Origin of the sequence: Oleiharenicola lentus, from assembly GCF_051660365.1 — a bacterium.
GTDB lineage: Bacteria > Verrucomicrobiota > Verrucomicrobiia > Opitutales > Opitutaceae > Lacunisphaera > Lacunisphaera lenta_A.
Genome location: NZ_JBOZXB010000001.1, coordinates 3,048,139 through 3,063,870, shown reverse-complemented (window position 1 = coordinate 3,063,870; position 15,732 = coordinate 3,048,139). Strand labels below are relative to the sequence as shown.

Genomic DNA, 15,732 nt, shown 5'->3' with positions numbered 1-15,732 from the left:
GAATTCCGCATTCCGGACGCCTCCGCCGTTGACACTCCCCCTCTGAAACGCTGCTTTAACGACTCCTGTTTTCGGTCGGTAACCCTGCTCAAAATTTATCCACATGGCTAAGAAAACCACTGCTAAGAAACCCGCGGGCAAAAAGCCCGCTGCGAAGAAACCTGCTGCCAAGGCATCCGCCAAAGGCCCGAAATACGTTTACACGTGGGGCGCCGGCAAAGCTGACGGCAACGGCTCGATGAAGAACCTCCTCGGCGGCAAAGGCGCGAACCTCGCCGAGATGACGCGCATTAATTTGCCCGTGCCTCCCGGCTTCACGATCACCACGGAAGTCTGCACGTATTACTACGACAACAAGCGCACCTACCCGGCCTCGCTGCAGGCGCAGATGGAAGCGGGCGTCGTCAACATGGAGAAGATCATGGGCACGAAGTTCGGTGCCACCAATGGCATGCCGCTCCTCCTCGCCGTCCGCTCGGGCGCGCGCGACTCGATGCCGGGCATGATGGACACCATCCTCAATCTCGGTCTCAACGACCAATCCGTCCTCGCCCTCGTCGAAGCGACGAAGAACGAGCGTTTCGCGTGGGACTGCTACCGCCGCTTCATCCAGATGTTCGGTGACGTCGTCATGGGCGTGCAAAAACGCGAAGGCGAAGACCACGATCCGTTCGAGCACACTATCCACACTTTCAAGCACGAAAAATACCACGGCGACGTGGAAGACTCGAAGCTCACCGCCGCCGACCAGCAGGAACTCGTGAAGCGTTTCAAAGCGCTCGTGAAAGACCGCACCGGCAAAGCGTTCCCGAACAATCCGTGGGACCAGCTCCGCGGCGCCGCCGGCGCAGTGTTCGGTTCCTGGATGAACGACCGCGCCAAGGTTTACCGCGCGAAATACAACATTCCCTCCGAGTGGGGCACTGCCGTTAACGTCCAGGCCATGGTGTTCGGCAACACCGGCGACACGTCCGGTTCCGGCGTCGCGTTCACCCGCAACCCGGCCAACGGCGTCAACGAATTCTACGGCGAGTTCCTCATCAACGCGCAGGGCGAAGACGTCGTCGCGGGCGTCCGCACCCCGGAGCCGGTCCTCAAATTGAAGGACGCGATGCCGAAGTCCTACGCCGAACTTCTGAAGGTTCGCGCCACGCTCGAGAAACATTTCAAGGACGTGCAGGACATCGAATTCACCGTGCAGGAAGGCAAGCTGTTCATGCTGCAGACCCGCAACGGCAAGCGCACCGCCGCCGCCGCGTTGAAGTTCTCCATCGATATGGTGAAGGAAAAACTCATCTCGTGGGAAACCGCCGTGATGCGCAATCCGGCTGACCAGCTCGAGCAACTCCTCGCGCCGATCTTCGATCTGAACGAAGTCAAGAAAGCCACCGTCATCGCCACCGGCCTTCCCGCCGGCCCGGGCGCGGCGACTGGCAAGGTTTACTTCAACGCCGATCGCGCGGTGCAAGCCGCCGAGAAGGGCGAGAAGGTGCTCCTCGTGCGCGTCGAGACTTCCCCGGAAGATCTTCGCGGCATGATCGCGGCCGAAGGCATTCTCACCGCTCGCGGTGGTGTGTCCTCGCACGCGGCGCTCGTTGCCCGCCAGATGGGCAAGGTCTGCGTCTGCGGCGCCGCCTCCCTCGAAATCAACTACGACAAGAAGACCGTCACCGTCGCGGGCAAGTCCTACGGCGAAGGCGACTACCTTTCCATCGACGGCACGATCGGCGCGGTTTACGCCGGCCAGATCGCGACCGCTCCTTCGGAAATCATCGCCGGTCTCCTCAATGGCGACAAAGCCTCGCAAGCCACGGAAAAGTTCAAGAGCTACGTCCAGCTCATGAAATGGTGCGCGCAAGCCACCAAGCTCTCCGTCCGCACCAACGCCGACACCCCTGAGCAAACCCGCCAGGCCATCGCGTTCGGCGCCGTCGGCATCGGTCTCACCCGCACGGAACACATGTTCTTCGAAGGCGACCGTATCGACGCCATGCGCGAGATGATCCTCGCCGGCAACCTCGCCGACCGCGAAGCCGCCCTCGCGAAACTCCTCCCGTATCAGCGCGACGATTTCTTCGGAATCTTCAAGGCGCTCAAGGGCTTCCCGGCCACGATCCGCTTCCTCGATCCGCCCCTGCACGAGTTCCTCCCGAACTCGAAAGAGGCCCAGCTCGATCTCGCCAAGAAACTCGGCGTCGCCGTCGAGAAGATCGAACACCGCGTGCACGAGCTCCACGAGTTCAACCCGATGCTTGGTTTCCGCGGCTGCCGTCTCGGCATCAAGTTCCCGGAGATCACCCGCATGCAAGCCCGCGCTGTGCTCGAGGCCGCCGCTGACGCGACCAAGGCCGGCTTCAAGGCCAAGCCGGAAATCATGATCCCGCTCGTCGGCTTCAAGAAGGAACTCGATCTGCAAGTTGAGATCGTCCACGAAGTCGCCGCCGCCGTGCAGAAGGAGAAGAAGACCAAGATCAACTACTCCGTCGGCACCATGATCGAAATCCCGCGCGGTGCCCTCACCGCCGACGAAATCGCGCACACCGCGGAGTTCTTCAGCTTCGGCACGAACGATCTCACGCAAACCACCCTCGGCATGTCGCGCGACGACTCCGGTTCCTTCCTCGGTGCTTACCAAGAGTCCGAGATCATGAAGAAGAACCCGTTCGCTTCGATCGACCAGACCGGCGTGGGCCAGCTGATGCAGATCGCCATCGAGAAAGGCCGCCAGACCCGCCCTGACATCAAGCTCGGCATCTGCGGTGAACACGGTGGTGACCCGGATTCAGTGAAGTTCTGTCACAAGCTCGGCCTCAGCTACGTGTCCTGCTCGCCTTACCGCGTGCCGGTCGCCCGCCTCGCCGCCGCCCAAGCAGCGATCGCTGATTCGAAGAAGTAAGAATCGTTCTCGTTCTCTTACTCTTTCTCGTTCTCCGAGCCCCGCGTCTCAAAAGCGCGGGGCTTTTATTTTGTTAACCGGACCCGACCGCTTTCGTCACTCCGCCTCAGGGCGTAAGGTATATGCTTTCCATGGTCCCGACTCTCAGCTGACCGGCCAGCGTAAGTTCCACCGTGCTGTAGGTGAAGGGATAAGGTCTATCTATCACCGTGACCTCCTGATCGATATCCAACTCAGCGGTGGTGTCATCATCCAACTCGATTGGCGCTTTATCGGTGTTTACCTTGGATTCGAAGGGTGTTGAGGGTGTCATGGCGGTGGTGGGTTTAAATGATTAAGGTTGTTCCAGGCTGGCGGCAGTCGCCGCGAGTTGGGTGGCAAGTTTCTCCAGCTTGGCACGCGCCGCGCCAGGGTAGTCGGCCCAGTCGTTCTTGTCATCGGCCTTGAGCAGAGCGGCCAGCGCCGTGTGCTCATCCAGCAAAGAACGCAAGGAGGCCAGCAACTCGGCCCGCGTGGCTTTCTCACCGTTGGTAGCGCTCAGTTTGCGGGCTTCGAGGCTCATGAGGTTGAGTGACTCATCCGCCTTGCCGCTGGTGATGTCGGCGGCGGTCGGCGCGCCATAAACCTGTGCCACGATGCTGGTGGCCCGTTTGTAGATCTGGGCGTTCGCCAAGAGCAGTTGACTGGGGTCAAACGTGGCCGACTTCAGAACCGGCGTGAGCATGTTCTCAAAATAGATGATGGCGTTGTGTGTGCCCGCACTGCCTTTGCTAACGGCGGAATTGTAGGTTTTCCAGCGGCCGGGGTTACTAACGACCTGGTCGATCATCTTGCTCTGCGAGAACAACCCTTGAATCACTTCGTTCGCAATGGGCCCAAAATTGGCGCCCACGTTGACGCCGACGTAGGTCGCATCGTTAGCGGACTTGGCCGCCCGTCGGATCGCTCCGTCGATAAAACTGCCGTCCCAATAAAGCCTGAATTCACTTTCTCGGTCGATGGCGAACAACTGGCTGGCGTCGCCGTCAAATCCGAGCTTACCGATCATGCCGGCAATATTGCTCTTGGCGGTTTCGATCTGCGCTTGGGTAACCGCGTATTGCTTTTGATCAGCATCGATAAATTGCCGCTGGGATTTTTCTAACTGACGGATGAGTGAGACGGTGTGCCAGATCTGGCGCTGGACAGCCTCGGTCTGCGGCTCTCCTGGCTGCCGCAGTTCCGCCTTCGACCGAAGGGTCTCCTTGGTCAGCATGACCCGCTGCTTCGGCTGCAGAGCCAGCGGCTTCGCGTCAATCAGCAGCTTGTTCAAGTATGTCGTAATCCTCGATTGAAAGTAAGCGCCTAAGACCTCGGAGAAATCCTGAGCAACCGCCTGCGATGCCAGCCGGATGCCCAGGAGCTGCATTGCGGCGCTTTCCTGTTCTTCGGCGGAGAACACGCCGTCGCGTGAAGCCTCACTGACTTTCGCTTCGTAGGCGGAAATGGCAGCGATAGTGTTGCTAACTGCCTCGCGGCGTTGTTTGGCCTCCGCCAGCAATCCCGGCATCGTGGTCCAGAGTTTATTTTCTGCCAAGGTCGCTGCTTGCTTGATAAATCGGTCCAAGCCTTCGCCGCTGGCCTTGAGCTTCTCGCCAGCTACACCCAATTGCTGAGCGACCGCCGTCAAACCTGCGGCACTGGGCTGACTCACCGGATCTTTCAGTTCCGCCAGCAGGGCGCGCTGGCGCATTAAAGCGGTGGGTTGCTCCAGCCCGAACGCTTTTTGTCCATAATCCCAACGGATCAAAGTCTTATTGTCCGGAGCATAAATCGGCAGGGTGAAAGTCTCCCGATAGACATCAACCTTTACGCTCAGCGTGGATCGCGTGGCCGCTTGTAGCCCGAGCGGGATACCCACGGAAGCCACGCCGGTAATCCACGCCACATCCGTCACCGTGGAGGCAACACCCGGGACCGCTGCGCTGAAAGCAAGCGTCGCGACGCTGACGAGGAAAAATTTGGGTTTCATGACAGGAGTCCTCACTTGCCGGAATTATGCTGGAGCAGGTTGTAAAGTTGGGTCGCCTGGTCGAAACCCGTCGCAGGATCGTCATCGATCGGAGTGGACGAGCCGAGTTGCTTGGCGGTGGCTTGGACCAATCGCAGAAGCGCCTTGTCCACTTCTGCCGGCGCGAGCGAAGTGCGGGCCGCTTGGAAGGTGCGGACGGATGCCGCCGCCTTGTCCGCGGCAACCTTTGCGTTATCGGTGAGCACTTTTTTGGCGGCCGCGTTTTCCGCGGGCGTCTTACCCTCGACCTCCTCGAAGGCATCCACCTTGGCCTGGGCTTGCTTCGCCGCAGTATCATCTTCCGCGTTCTTGTCTGCGGCGATTTTCTCTGCCGTCACCCAACCGCTGATCGTGGTGCTCTCGGCCTTGAAATCGGCGGCAACCAGTTTCGCCTTGGCGAGTTGCTTTTTAAGATCCTGCTCGGCCGTGGCCGCCTCCCGGAATACGCCACTCCCCGCCGCCGCCGCCAGCAGACGACCGAGGGTCTGGCCCGCTTCATCCGAATCCGCATAAGCCTTGATGGCTCCTTCCAGCGCCTGCGCGTCCGCCCCGTAAATGATCGTGAACAGCTCCGAAGGTTGAACGTAACGCCACGCTTTCGTCGCTGGATCAAAGGCAAAGGCCAGTTCACCAGTATTGCGTTGGCTGTCCTGCGGCCGACTTGCCGCCCGCACTTCGCCAAAAGCATCGCGCAGCGTATTGGCATCGTAATAACCCATCCGCAGCGTCGACTTCAGATTCGATGACGACGCTTTGATCGTCAGCCGGTAGAATTTAACCGTGGGTTCGATCTTATCGATATCCGCGACGGCCAGATGCATGACCATTTTCTGCGACGATACGCAGCCGGTGCACAACCAAACGGTGCAGACGGCAACTGCGATGCACACCCGCTGCCACGTCGATCTGACAGGAATTTTATTTTGTTCGATTGGTCTCATTTGAATACTGCCTGATCTTCCCTGCTGATATTTGAAGAGTTCACTCCGCCTCTGCGCGGCCCACGTTCACCGAGATGACCGCATTTCCACCGCTCGTTGCAGGCTTGGAGTTGGGCGGCTGAACGGGCGCGGGCTGGTTTTCGCCAAAGCGCTGCACAACTTTTCCGCTCATGAGGATCCCGAGTATGGTCGTGATGCTGCTGTCAATTTTGGCGAGTTCCCCACCCCAACTGGAGGAAATCCACACCACCAACACCCCGATGGTCCAAAGTAAAAATGCGAGCCGGGTGGACGAAAAACCACCTGCGTTATCTTCCAAAAATGTGCCGAGCTTATTCATGTTGCATGGATTGCTTCGCCCTAAATCTAACTGAAAACCCTCCTCTTTCTCTCGGGACAAAAAATCCAAAGGGAGGGAATTTCTCCCGGAACGATTTTTCGACAGCCGCAAACGTGCGCCCAATTTCAAGGCGTGGCACCTTCACGCAAAACCGTCTTCGGCGCGCGTTGCGCCACGCACGTTTAATTTACTTCATCCGCCACGGCACCTTAGTTTGCCCGCAAAAATCCCCGCATTTCCCCCATAAAATCTCAGAGCCGCGCCGTCTTTTCCTACGCATGAAATCACCCTTCGTCACTACCCTGCTCGCCCTCACGCTTACGTTCACCATCTCTGCTCACGCCCAAACCGCCACCGGCGAAACCCACCCGCAACTCGCCGAACGCATCATCAAACGCCTGCGTTTCGCCGAGCCTGACAAAACTGATCGCATCATCACCGCCACCGTCGAATACCTCGACGCACTTAAAATCGTCCTCGATGCACGCCAAGTGGTGATCGACCAACTCGCCAAGGAAAGCCCGACTGGAAAACCCGACGACACCAAAGTCGCCGCCGCTTACGTCAAAACCAAAGCCGAGTATCTTCCGCTCCGTCGTGCCTACGTCGGAAAACTTGAAGCCGATCTCGTTCCATTCCTCATCGACCGCGTAAAGGATGGCCTCACCCAAGACGGCCTCCCGCGCTTCTGGCAGATGTATCAAGAAATGGTCCCGAAGCTGAAACCCGAAGAGAAAGCCCACATCTACGGCCTCCTCGTCGAAGGCCGCGAAAACGTCATGGTCGCCATCAGCGCCAAAGCGCAAAAGCAGTGGTGGGACAAATACCGCGGCATCACCAACAACTATATCGCCACCCAAGGCCACGACTTCCCCACCCTCAGCCGTGCCTGGGACGCTGCGAACGGCGTGAAATAATTCAGCCCACCACGGCTCATAAAATTAGCCTCACTTTCGAACTGTGAGCCTTTTTGCGCCTGAAAGTGTGACTCATCGTTCGTCGTCTCATAGTCGACATTACAGTAATGGCCGTGGGTGCCCGCACCTGATCCTACAGTCCGGGAATCGCAGCGTGGGAGTATGGCTGATACGGAAGAATGAGCCGAAGCTGATTCGGAAACTGCGAAAGTTTATTCCGGGAAAACAGGTATCGCAGGCCACAACTCGCGAGGCCGATGGCCCCGCCTCCAAATGGGCCAAATAAAAAAGCGCGCCGTTTCGGGCGCGCTTTTGGTAAGAGGAATTTTCGCGGCTGAATCCGTGCGCGAATGACTTTACGCCAGGCCCGGGTAATCGAGCGTGGCAAAGTGGTCGGCTAACGTTTCGGCGCGGCGGATTTGTTTCCACTGGCCATTGCCCTGCCAAAGCACTTCGGCGGAGCGGAGTTTGCCGTTGTAATTGAAACCCATCGCGTGGCCGTGGGCGCCGGTGTCGTGGATCACGACGAGGTCGCCAATCGCAGGATCGGCAATCTCACGATCGATCGCGAATTTGTCATTGTTTTCGCAGAGCGAACCGGTGACGTCGTAAACTTTGCGCACACCGCCTTCCTTGCCGGGCACGGTGATGTGGTGATACGAGCCATACATGCCGGGACGCATCAGGTTCGCCATGCACGCGTCGAGGCCGACGTAGTTTTTATACGTGGCTTTCTTGTGCAGCACGGTCGACACGAGGTAACCGTAAGGACCGGTGATCATGCGGCCGCATTCCATCGCGATGCGGATCGGGCCGAGGCCATTGGCAACAATGGTTTTGTTGTAAGCTTCCTCGATCTTCTTGCCGACGGACGCGAGGTCGACGGCAGTTTGCTCGGGCTTGTAAGGAATGCCGATGCCGCCGCCGAGATTCAGGAATTCAAATTTAATGCCGAGCTCGCGGTTCAATTCCACGACGAGATCGAACAACATCTGCGCGGTCTCGACGAAGTAGTCGGGATTGAGTTCGTTCGACGCGACCATCGTATGCAGGCCGAAACGTTTCACGCCTTTCTGCACGAGCAGGCGATAACCTTCGAAGAGTTGCTCGCGGGTGAAACCGTATTTCGCGTCCTCGGGTTTGCCGATGATCGCGTTGCCTTCTTTCAGTTTGCCCGGGTTGTAGCGGAAGCAGACCATCGCAGGCAGTTTGCCGCCGAGGGATTTTTCGAGGAAGTCGATGTGGCTGACGTCATCGAGGTTGATGATCGCGCCGAGTTCAGCCGCAGCCTGGTATTCGTAATCCGGCGTGTCGTTCGACGTGAACACGATTTTGTCGCCCGTGATGCCGACGGCTTTGCAGAGTTTGAGTTCAGCAAGGGACGAGCAGTCGCCGCCGAGGCCCTCGGCTTTGAGCGCGGCGAGCACGTGCGGATTCGGGAGCGCTTTGACGGCGTAGAAATTAATGAAACCACCCGGCACCCATTTGAACGCATCGTAGAAAGCGCGCGCGTTTTTGCGCATGGCGGCTTCGTCGTAAATGTGGAACGGCGTCGGCACCTGAGCCGCGATCGCTGCGAGTTGTGCCTGCGTGAAGGGAAGGGTCTTTTCAGTCATGGACGTAGAGGTCGAAAAGAGCCCATCAATCCCGCCAGCGTCAACGCCAGACCTGCGCCCCGCCATAAACGTTCGAAGGTCTCATGTTCTGCAAAAACGAAACGCGCATTCCCTTATTCCAGTGCGCCGTGAGCATTTGTTACCCGCGGCTGAAACTCAGGAATAAATTGCGCTAGTCGCGCTCCTAGACTTAGTTCACTCATCTCTTTTTTATGAAATTACGCTCTCTTTTCGCCATCTGTGTTCTGAGCATCGCGACCGTTCTTTCGTCCTTCGCCCAAGCCCCGGCGGCTCCCGTCCCAAGTCCCATCGTTACCGAGCTCAACGCGATTGTCGGCAAAGTGCGCACTAAAATTAGCGCCGGCAACAAAACCGCCGAAGCCCTCGCGCCGGAACTCGCAGAATTCGACGCGCTGCTCGCAAAATACGCGGAGAAGACCGAGGAAACCGCGCGCATCGCGTTCATGAAAGCGAGCCTTTACCTAGAGGTGCTCAACGATGAAGACAAAGCGCGCGAAGCGCTTAAGGGCATCGTTGCAGATTATCCGACCACCAAGATTGCCACTCAAGCCGCCCGCGTGCTCGAACAAACCAGCCCCGAAGGAAAAGCCAAAGCTGCTGCCGCTGCGGAAGCGCGCAAAGCGAAACTCGCCGGGCTCGTCGGCGCACCCGCTCCTGAATTGCATTTCAAGTGGTCGTCGAAAGGCGACCTCACGACGCTCTCTGCCCTCAAAGGCAAAGTCGTCGTCCTCGATTTCTGGGCGACGTGGTGCGGGCCGTGTATCGCGTCGTTCCCGCAAGTGCGCGAACACGTCGAACATTTCAAAGATTCCCCCGTCACCTTTATCGGCGTGACCAGCATTCAGGGTTTCGTCGCCAACATGGGCCCGCGCATCAACACCAAGGATGATCCAGCCAAGGAAATGGCGCTCATGCCTGACTTCATGAAAGCAAAAGAAATCACGTGGGACGTCGCCTTCAGCGAAGAGCAAGTGTTCAATCCCGACTACGGCATCCAAGGCATCCCTTACCTCGCGATCATCGCGCCCGACGGCACGGTCCGCCATACCGGTCTGCATCCGGGCAACAAAGCCGCCGACATCTCCGGCAAAATCGAAGCGATCTTAAAGGAGTTCAACCTGCCGCTCCCAACGAAGAAGGCCGAGTAAACTTCGGTTAATTTCCGAACTCACCCGCCCCGCGTTTTTCCACGCGGGGCTTTTTATTCTTACGCACTCAGTGCGAGGACGGCGCAGCCATCACTTGCTTGCGCACCATCGTGTGCCAGATCGCGAAACTCGCGACCGCACAGCCCGCGATGCCAATCGCCATCGGCATCGCCGTGCCGTTGTGCAATAATCCCACCATGGCGCCCGCGAGCGCGCCCACGCCAAACTGAATCGTCCCGAGCAATGCCGAAGCGCTGCCCGCGATCTCTCCAAACGGCGCCATCGCGATCGCTCCGATGTTTGGCCCGATAAATCCCGTCACGGACAAATTGAGAAACAGCAGCGCGATCACCATCGGCAGGCCGCCCCATCCAGTATTGCTCGTCACAATCAGCGCCGCGCCCACCAGCACGCTGCCCAACAACGCGCCCGAAAGCACCTGCCCCACGCGAAAGCGATTCAACAGCCAACGATTGACCTGCGACGCGAGGATCATGCCGATGCCGTTAAAACCGAACGCGAGCGCGTATTGCTGCGGCGTGAGCGCGTGTAGATCGATAAACACAAATGCCGACGCGCTCAGGTAAGTGAAAATCGTGCCTATCATAAATCCCGCCACGAGCGTCGCGCCGAGGAAGCGTTTATCTTTCAGCAGGCTCCAGTAAGTCTTCAGCGCAGATTTCAATCCGATGGTTTTCGGACGCGAATCGGGCGACGAATCCGGCAGCGCGGCCATGACCACCGCCGCGCACGCCACGCCAATCCCCGCGAGCACCCAGAAAATTCCCCGCCACCCCGTCACGCCGATCATCCAGCCGCCCAGCATCGGCGCAAAAATCGGCGAGATCCCGAGGATCAACATCAGCATGGAATACATTTTCGCGGACTCGCGCTGGTTGAACAAATCCCGCACCACCGCGCGCGGCACTACCAAGCTCGCCGCCGAACCGAGCGCCATCACCAGTCGCCACGCGAGCAGCGAGGCCATCGATTGCGCCTGTGCGCACCCAATGCACGCGACCACAAACACCGCGAGCCCGATCAACAACGGCGCGCGCCGCCCGTAACGGTCAACGATCGGCCCCATGAACGCCTGCCCCGCCGCCATGCCGATCAGGAACACTGAAAGCGTCAGCTGCACCTTGCCCACATCCACGCCGAGTTCGGTGCCGATCTGTGGCAACGCTGGCAGATACATGTCGATCGCGAACGGCGCGATCACCGTCAGCGCGCCGAGAATGAATACGAGCGATTTTCCCGGACGCGGCCGACTGGCATCGTCAGGTGAATAAGAAGAGGACGGTGCGTCCGGAATATCCATGAGCCCGTCAGAAGAGCCGGCCGCCTGCCAATTGCAACGAGCCGGATGTGATTATCACGCGTTTCACCTCGCTTAGTCGCGCCAACCACCCTCTCCATCGTTCGCGCTAATGTTTTTTCAGCGGAAATGAAAATTCAGTAAACGCCGAATCCCACCGGAAACTTCGACTGCCATAACCGAAACGCGTTGAATCGCCCTTTTCCCCGAGTTGCATAGCCGCTCCATGTTTCTCCCGCGCCCGCTGATCGTCGGCCTTTGGTTCATCCCCACGCTGCTTCTCGCCGAAAGTCCCTACCAATATCGCTACGGCTCCGCCGCCTACGAAAACGCCGTGCGCTCCAACGCCTATAACGATCGCATCAACGCGCCCGTCACCAATCGCGGCGGCTACACGCCGGATTTTTCGAACACAATTGCAGAGATTCGGAAAACGATGGGCACGAAACCAAAGTTCGATCGTCGCACTGGCCGCGAGCGTTACCAGGACGAACAAAGTGAACGGGACGCCTACGATTGGGTGAAGAGCGTCGAACGCTTCGCGCAGAGCCAGCGTGAAAATCCGCCGCCGCCGAAACCCTCGCTCGTCACGGTGCTGCGCAACGAAGCCAACGCGGGCAACGTCGAATCGATGCGTCGTCTCGGCATCCTTGAATTTTTCGCGTTCAGTTCGAATAACACCAAAGCTTCCGGCTTTGCGTGGTTGCAGCGCGCGGCTGAAGGCGGCGACAAGGAAGCGCGCAGCAAATTACTCGGCATCTACCTCGGCAAAGATGCCTACGCGAATTTCCCTGCTGCGCTGGAAATTCTCGCCGTGCTCGCGCTCGCCGGAGATCGCGATGCCACGCGCCAGCTCGCCGACGCTTACGCGACCGGCATTCCCGGCAAACTCGTCGCCGACGCGAACAAAGCGCGGCATTTCCAAGAACTCGGCGCTTCCCAAGGCATCGGCGTGTGCGCCATCGCGCTCGCGCGCGATTATCGCGACGGGATCAATTTTAAACCAGACACCCCCAAAGCCATCGCGACGTATCGCCAGCTCATCGAATTTCAGCGCGCAAATCCAAAGGTGCATGCGTATGACTACTACACGGGCGCCGCTGGCTGGGAGTGGTTCGAACTCGAACTCGCCGCGAACCCCACGCTCGCCGGCGTGCCCGCGGAGACGCTGGCACTCTGGGAATTTGCCGTTCGCCGCGACGAAGATTGCGCGCGCTCCTCGGCGCACCGGCTCGCCGCCGCGCTCGGCACTTTTTACGAGGAAGGAAAAATCCTCCCGCGTGATATCGATAAAGCGATCCTCTACCTGAGCATCGCCACTTCGGGCCATTTTAGAAACGTGAAACCGGAGTCGATGAACTCCGTGATCTTCGACGACTCGAAACAAGCGCGCGTCAAAGCTCACGTCGCTGACTTGCTGCTCACCCATCCGCTGCCGTGGCCGAACGTTTGCGTCAACGGTCAGATCCTCCCCGCCACGAAAGAACACCTCGTCCAATTCTACAGCGAAGCCGCTAATTACGCCGAGTTGTCCGGCCAGTGTTTCCCGCATCCCGTCGTGATGCTGCGCCGCTTGGTTCAGAAAAAAGATTATCCAATCCTCACGGAAAATTCCGTCTGGCTCGAGTGGACGGGCAAAGCGCTCGCGACGAAAGCCGTGCCGCTCGATCCCGCGCATCCTGATTTCGCCGAATACGGCGAACTGCTTTACGAGCACGCCACGCTATCGCGCGCCAACAGCGAAGCACTGGAGCCCGATACGCTGCACAAGCTCGCCGTGGAATATCAGCAATCCTGGACGTATGGCTTTCTGCCCGCCGCGCTGCCGCTCGCGCAACTCATCGATGATTTACGCCTGCCCGGTTTTGATCGCGAAGATGCCAAAAAAATTTGCCGCACCGCCGCTGAAAAAGGCGACGTGCTTTGCGCCGCGCAACTCGGCACTTGGTTGACCGGCGAGGTCGTCGCTCAGGAAATGCCAAATCCTGCACTCGTCGCCGAGGCCAAAAAATGGCTCGCCGTCGCCAGCGCCGCGAAGATCGCCCGCGCTACAGAAGACGCCGCCATGCTCGCGGCGGCCATCGGCGACTTTCCGCAGTCAGTCGCGTATTTCCAAACTGTCCTCGCCAAAGAGCCGACGCCCCGCAGCCAGGCCGGCTTCGCAGAACTGCTCGCGACGGGCAAAGGCGGGTTAAAAGCCGAGCCGGCGCGCGCCTTCCAACTCTTGCGCGAAGCAGCCGAGCAAGATCCGTTTCATTTCATCCGCATCGCCGAAATCATCCAGCACGCGCAATGGGGCACCACGAAAGACATGAACGAAGTCCGCGAGCTGCTCGAAACCGCGCTCTATGGTAACAACCAATGGCAAGCCGGACTGGCGCTCGCAAAACTTTATCACGACGGAATCGATCTGGAAAAAAATGAGGATCGCGCCTTCGAACTTCTCCAAGCTGCCGGCGCACGCGGCGATAACGAAACGGCGCGTGCCCTTGCGGCCGCTTTCGAGAAAGGCGAAATCATCAACCGTAGCCCGGAAGACGCGGCTCACTGGAAAAAAGCGTCCATCGAAGGCCTGCACCTCGACCCTGGTTAATTGGCCGGTTCGTTCATCGGCGTCACGGCAGGTTGTTTAACGGCGCCAGCTTTCCGCGCGACCTTGGGCGCTTGCTCCCACGCGTCTTCGAACGCTTCGCGCCACGACGGCACGATGAGCATCAAGCAAAGGGACAGCAGCCAGAGGACCCAGGGTTTCATAACGCGCGAGGATGTGTGCGCTTATTCGTAGCTCTGCAGCAACGACTCGAGCTCGCGTTTCCGCGGCAGCAACGTGCGTTGATAGTGCCAGCGCATACCGAGCAAAATTCCCGCCGACAACAACGGCCACACCACGAACGCCGGCACGATAATTTCGTTGCCCGCCTTGCCGACCCCACGCAGTTGATAGACCACCAGCGGCAACACGACGAGCAGGACGCCGTGTAACGTCGCGACGACTTTAAGGCGCGTCCGGCTGGCGTTATTTTCATCGAGCAACGCGCGCATGCTGTCCGCGAGCGAGCGGTCGAAATTCCCATGCGCGGTGCGATGACGAATCGTATTCCACGCGATCACTGCTGCGCCGGCCCAGGGAATGAGCAACAGCAGTCCCACGCCCCACTCGCGCGAGAAATCAAAATCACGCCCCGGCTCGTGCGCCCCAAACGCAAATGCCGCGAACGAAACCGTGATCGCCGTGAGCACGGTGACAATGACGCTGATAAAAATCGTGGTGCCGCGCCGACGGCGCAGCAGGTCGTTCGTGAAGTGATGTTTCATGGAGTCGAGTTGGGCCGGTGACGGCCCGTTGTGTGGCGAGCGCCACGTGGTTTGGATGTCAGCGAAGTTCATGGGAAATTTCCTGCATGGATTCGGTTAATTTTTGTTTCAGCCGCGTCAGCCGCGCGCCGACGTTGCTCTCGCTCAGGCCGTGGAGCTCAGCCATATCGGCGTAACTCACTTCATCGAGGTGCAGCAAAATCAGCGAACGATCCACCGGCGGCAATTGGCGGATGTGGGCGTAAATCGTCTCAAGCGTTTCCTGTTCACGACTCGCCACGGATGCGGCGGTTCGCGCGTCGCGCACCGTCAGCGCCTCGAAGCGATCGATGTGCTTGCGATAGTTGTGCTGCGTGCGCCGCCACGTGAGCGCGGCATTATGCACGACCCGGTAAATGAACGTCGATGCTTTGCTCCCACCTTGAAATGCCGGCACCGCCCGCCACAACGCCACCATTAGCTCCTGCAGTAAATCATCGCGATCTGTGCCGGTCGCAAAACCGTTCGCCACATGGTGGAGAATGCGCGCGTGATCGCGCATCCAGGCGTTAAAGCAGTCATGTTGTTCAGCGTGAGTCACAGGCAATCGAGTGCACCATAAGATGCCGCTCGAGGGATTTCCTTACACGAAAAAGCAACTCATCGAAAAAAACTAATTTGGAACTCAGGAAATCAGGAAAAAATTCAGCTCACTCCGGCTCGTTCCTGCTTTCCTGATTTCCACATAAATCACCTTCAGTTTTGTCCTCTAAAATTTCCGCGCTGGACAATGCGCGATTCTTCCGCCTCCTTGCTCACGAACTTCATGAACTGCTACGGCAAACAGCTCCTCAGCTCCCTCAATGGCCTCTCCGCCATTGTAGCCGTATCCGTATCCATTACGCGCACGCCGCGAGGAGCCTGATCGTTCACACGACTTTGCCCCTCCGGTGTTTTCACCGGAGGGGCTTTTTTTTGGCCTACGGTGAGACGGAGGGGAAAAGCACCACCACTTTTCCCATCATGAAAAACAAAACCAAACTCCACCGCCCGACGCGCCAGCCGCGTCGTTTCCCCACGCAAACGAATCCGACCACGCCGCAAAAGCGCGCGGGCGACCGCCACGAATTTCTCGTCCTCAGCTATTACCCTGGCATGCCTGCGCCGCAGACTCCAGTCGCGGCATGAGTC

At 58.8% G+C, this 15,732-nt stretch carries 14 protein-coding genes; 5 read left to right on the top strand and 9 right to left on the bottom strand.

Translation table 11 applies throughout. The features are described 5' to 3' along the window. Nucleotides 1-103 precede the first annotated feature (103 nt). Nucleotides 104-2,896, top strand: a complete 2,793-nt coding sequence (gene ppdK / locus ACRRQW_RS11810) for a pyruvate, phosphate dikinase (protein ID WP_438481596.1) — start codon at nt 104-106, stop codon at nt 2,894-2,896. 106 nt (nt 2,897-3,002) lie between these two features. Here ppdK and ACRRQW_RS11805 read toward each other — a convergent pair whose 3' ends face one another. The 4 genes from ACRRQW_RS11805 to ACRRQW_RS11790 all read right to left on the bottom strand — a co-directional run bounded on the left by ACRRQW_RS11805 (nt 3,003) and on the right by ACRRQW_RS11790 (nt 6,356). Then, on the bottom strand, nt 3,003-3,209 hold the full coding sequence (locus ACRRQW_RS11805) for a hypothetical protein (protein WP_438481595.1): 207 nt from the start codon (nt 3,207-3,209) through the stop codon (nt 3,003-3,005). A 21-nt stretch (nt 3,210-3,230) separates the two neighbouring features. Beyond that, nucleotides 3,231-4,907: a hypothetical protein gene (locus tag ACRRQW_RS11800; protein WP_438481593.1), complete on the bottom strand. Its 1,677-nt coding sequence runs from the start codon at nt 4,905-4,907 to the stop codon at nt 3,231-3,233. An 11-nt stretch (nt 4,908-4,918) separates the two neighbouring features. Next, nucleotides 4,919-5,767, bottom strand: a complete 849-nt coding sequence (locus ACRRQW_RS11795; RefSeq protein WP_438481592.1) for a hypothetical protein — start codon at nt 5,765-5,767, stop codon at nt 4,919-4,921. A 160-nt stretch (nt 5,768-5,927) separates the two neighbouring features. After that, nucleotides 5,928-6,356: a hypothetical protein gene (locus tag ACRRQW_RS11790; RefSeq protein ID WP_438481591.1), complete on the bottom strand. Its 429-nt coding sequence runs from the start codon at nt 6,354-6,356 to the stop codon at nt 5,928-5,930. 149 nt (nt 6,357-6,505) lie between these two features. Between ACRRQW_RS11790 and ACRRQW_RS11785 the strand changes: the two genes are divergently transcribed. Further along, nucleotides 6,506-7,144 (top strand): DUF3826 domain-containing protein, encoded by a 639-nt coding sequence (locus ACRRQW_RS11785; RefSeq protein ID WP_438481590.1) that lies wholly within the window; start codon nt 6,506-6,508, stop codon nt 7,142-7,144. Between the two features lie 356 nt (nt 7,145-7,500). Here ACRRQW_RS11785 and ACRRQW_RS11780 read toward each other — a convergent pair whose 3' ends face one another. Next, nucleotides 7,501-8,760 carry a diaminopimelate decarboxylase gene (locus tag ACRRQW_RS11780; protein ID WP_438481589.1) on the bottom strand — a complete coding sequence of 420 codons (1,260 nt, stop codon included), beginning with the start codon at nt 8,758-8,760 and terminating at the stop codon, nt 7,501-7,503. Nucleotides 8,761-8,972: 212 nt separating this feature from the next. Between ACRRQW_RS11780 and ACRRQW_RS11775 the strand changes: the two genes are divergently transcribed. Further along, entirely contained in the window at nt 8,973-9,929 is a 957-nt protein-coding gene (locus ACRRQW_RS11775; RefSeq protein ID WP_438481588.1) for a redoxin family protein, read from the top strand. 67 nt (nt 9,930-9,996) lie between these two features. Here the strand turns inward: ACRRQW_RS11775 and ACRRQW_RS11770 are convergent, their stop codons facing one another. Continuing rightward, entirely contained in the window at nt 9,997-11,250 is a 1,254-nt protein-coding gene (locus tag ACRRQW_RS11770) for a Bcr/CflA family multidrug efflux MFS transporter (RefSeq protein WP_438481587.1), read from the bottom strand. Nucleotides 11,251-11,473: 223 nt separating this feature from the next. Here ACRRQW_RS11770 and ACRRQW_RS11765 point away from each other — a divergent pair, with 223 nt between their 5' ends. Further along, nucleotides 11,474-13,840, top strand: a complete 2,367-nt coding sequence (locus ACRRQW_RS11765) for a tetratricopeptide repeat protein (RefSeq protein WP_438481586.1) — start codon at nt 11,474-11,476, stop codon at nt 13,838-13,840. Here ACRRQW_RS11765 and ACRRQW_RS11760 read toward each other — a convergent pair. The 3 genes from ACRRQW_RS11760 to ACRRQW_RS11750 are packed head-to-tail and all read right to left on the bottom strand — an operon-like array spanning nt 13,837 to nt 15,103. After that, nucleotides 13,837-14,001, bottom strand: a complete 165-nt coding sequence (locus ACRRQW_RS11760; protein ID WP_438481585.1) for a hypothetical protein — start codon at nt 13,999-14,001, stop codon at nt 13,837-13,839. The two genes, ACRRQW_RS11765 and ACRRQW_RS11760, sit on opposite strands and share 4 nt — an antisense overlap. A 21-nt stretch (nt 14,002-14,022) precedes the next feature. Further along, the gene (locus ACRRQW_RS11755; RefSeq protein ID WP_438481584.1) at nt 14,023-14,634 is read right to left on the bottom strand and encodes a hypothetical protein; all 612 of its coding nucleotides are present in this window, start codon (nt 14,632-14,634) and stop codon (nt 14,023-14,025) included. Further along, nucleotides 14,621-15,103 carry an RNA polymerase sigma factor gene (locus tag ACRRQW_RS11750; RefSeq protein WP_438481583.1) on the bottom strand — a complete coding sequence of 161 codons (483 nt, stop codon included), beginning with the start codon at nt 15,101-15,103 and terminating at the stop codon, nt 14,621-14,623. Before ACRRQW_RS11750 ends, ACRRQW_RS11755 begins: the two co-directional genes overlap by 14 nt. 461 nt (nt 15,104-15,564) lie before the next feature. Here ACRRQW_RS11750 and ACRRQW_RS11745 point away from each other — a divergent pair, with 461 nt between their 5' ends. Then, nucleotides 15,565-15,729, top strand: coding sequence for a hypothetical protein (locus tag ACRRQW_RS11745; RefSeq protein ID WP_438481582.1), 165 nt, complete (start codon nt 15,565-15,567; stop codon nt 15,727-15,729). Nucleotides 15,730-15,732 lie beyond the last annotated feature (3 nt).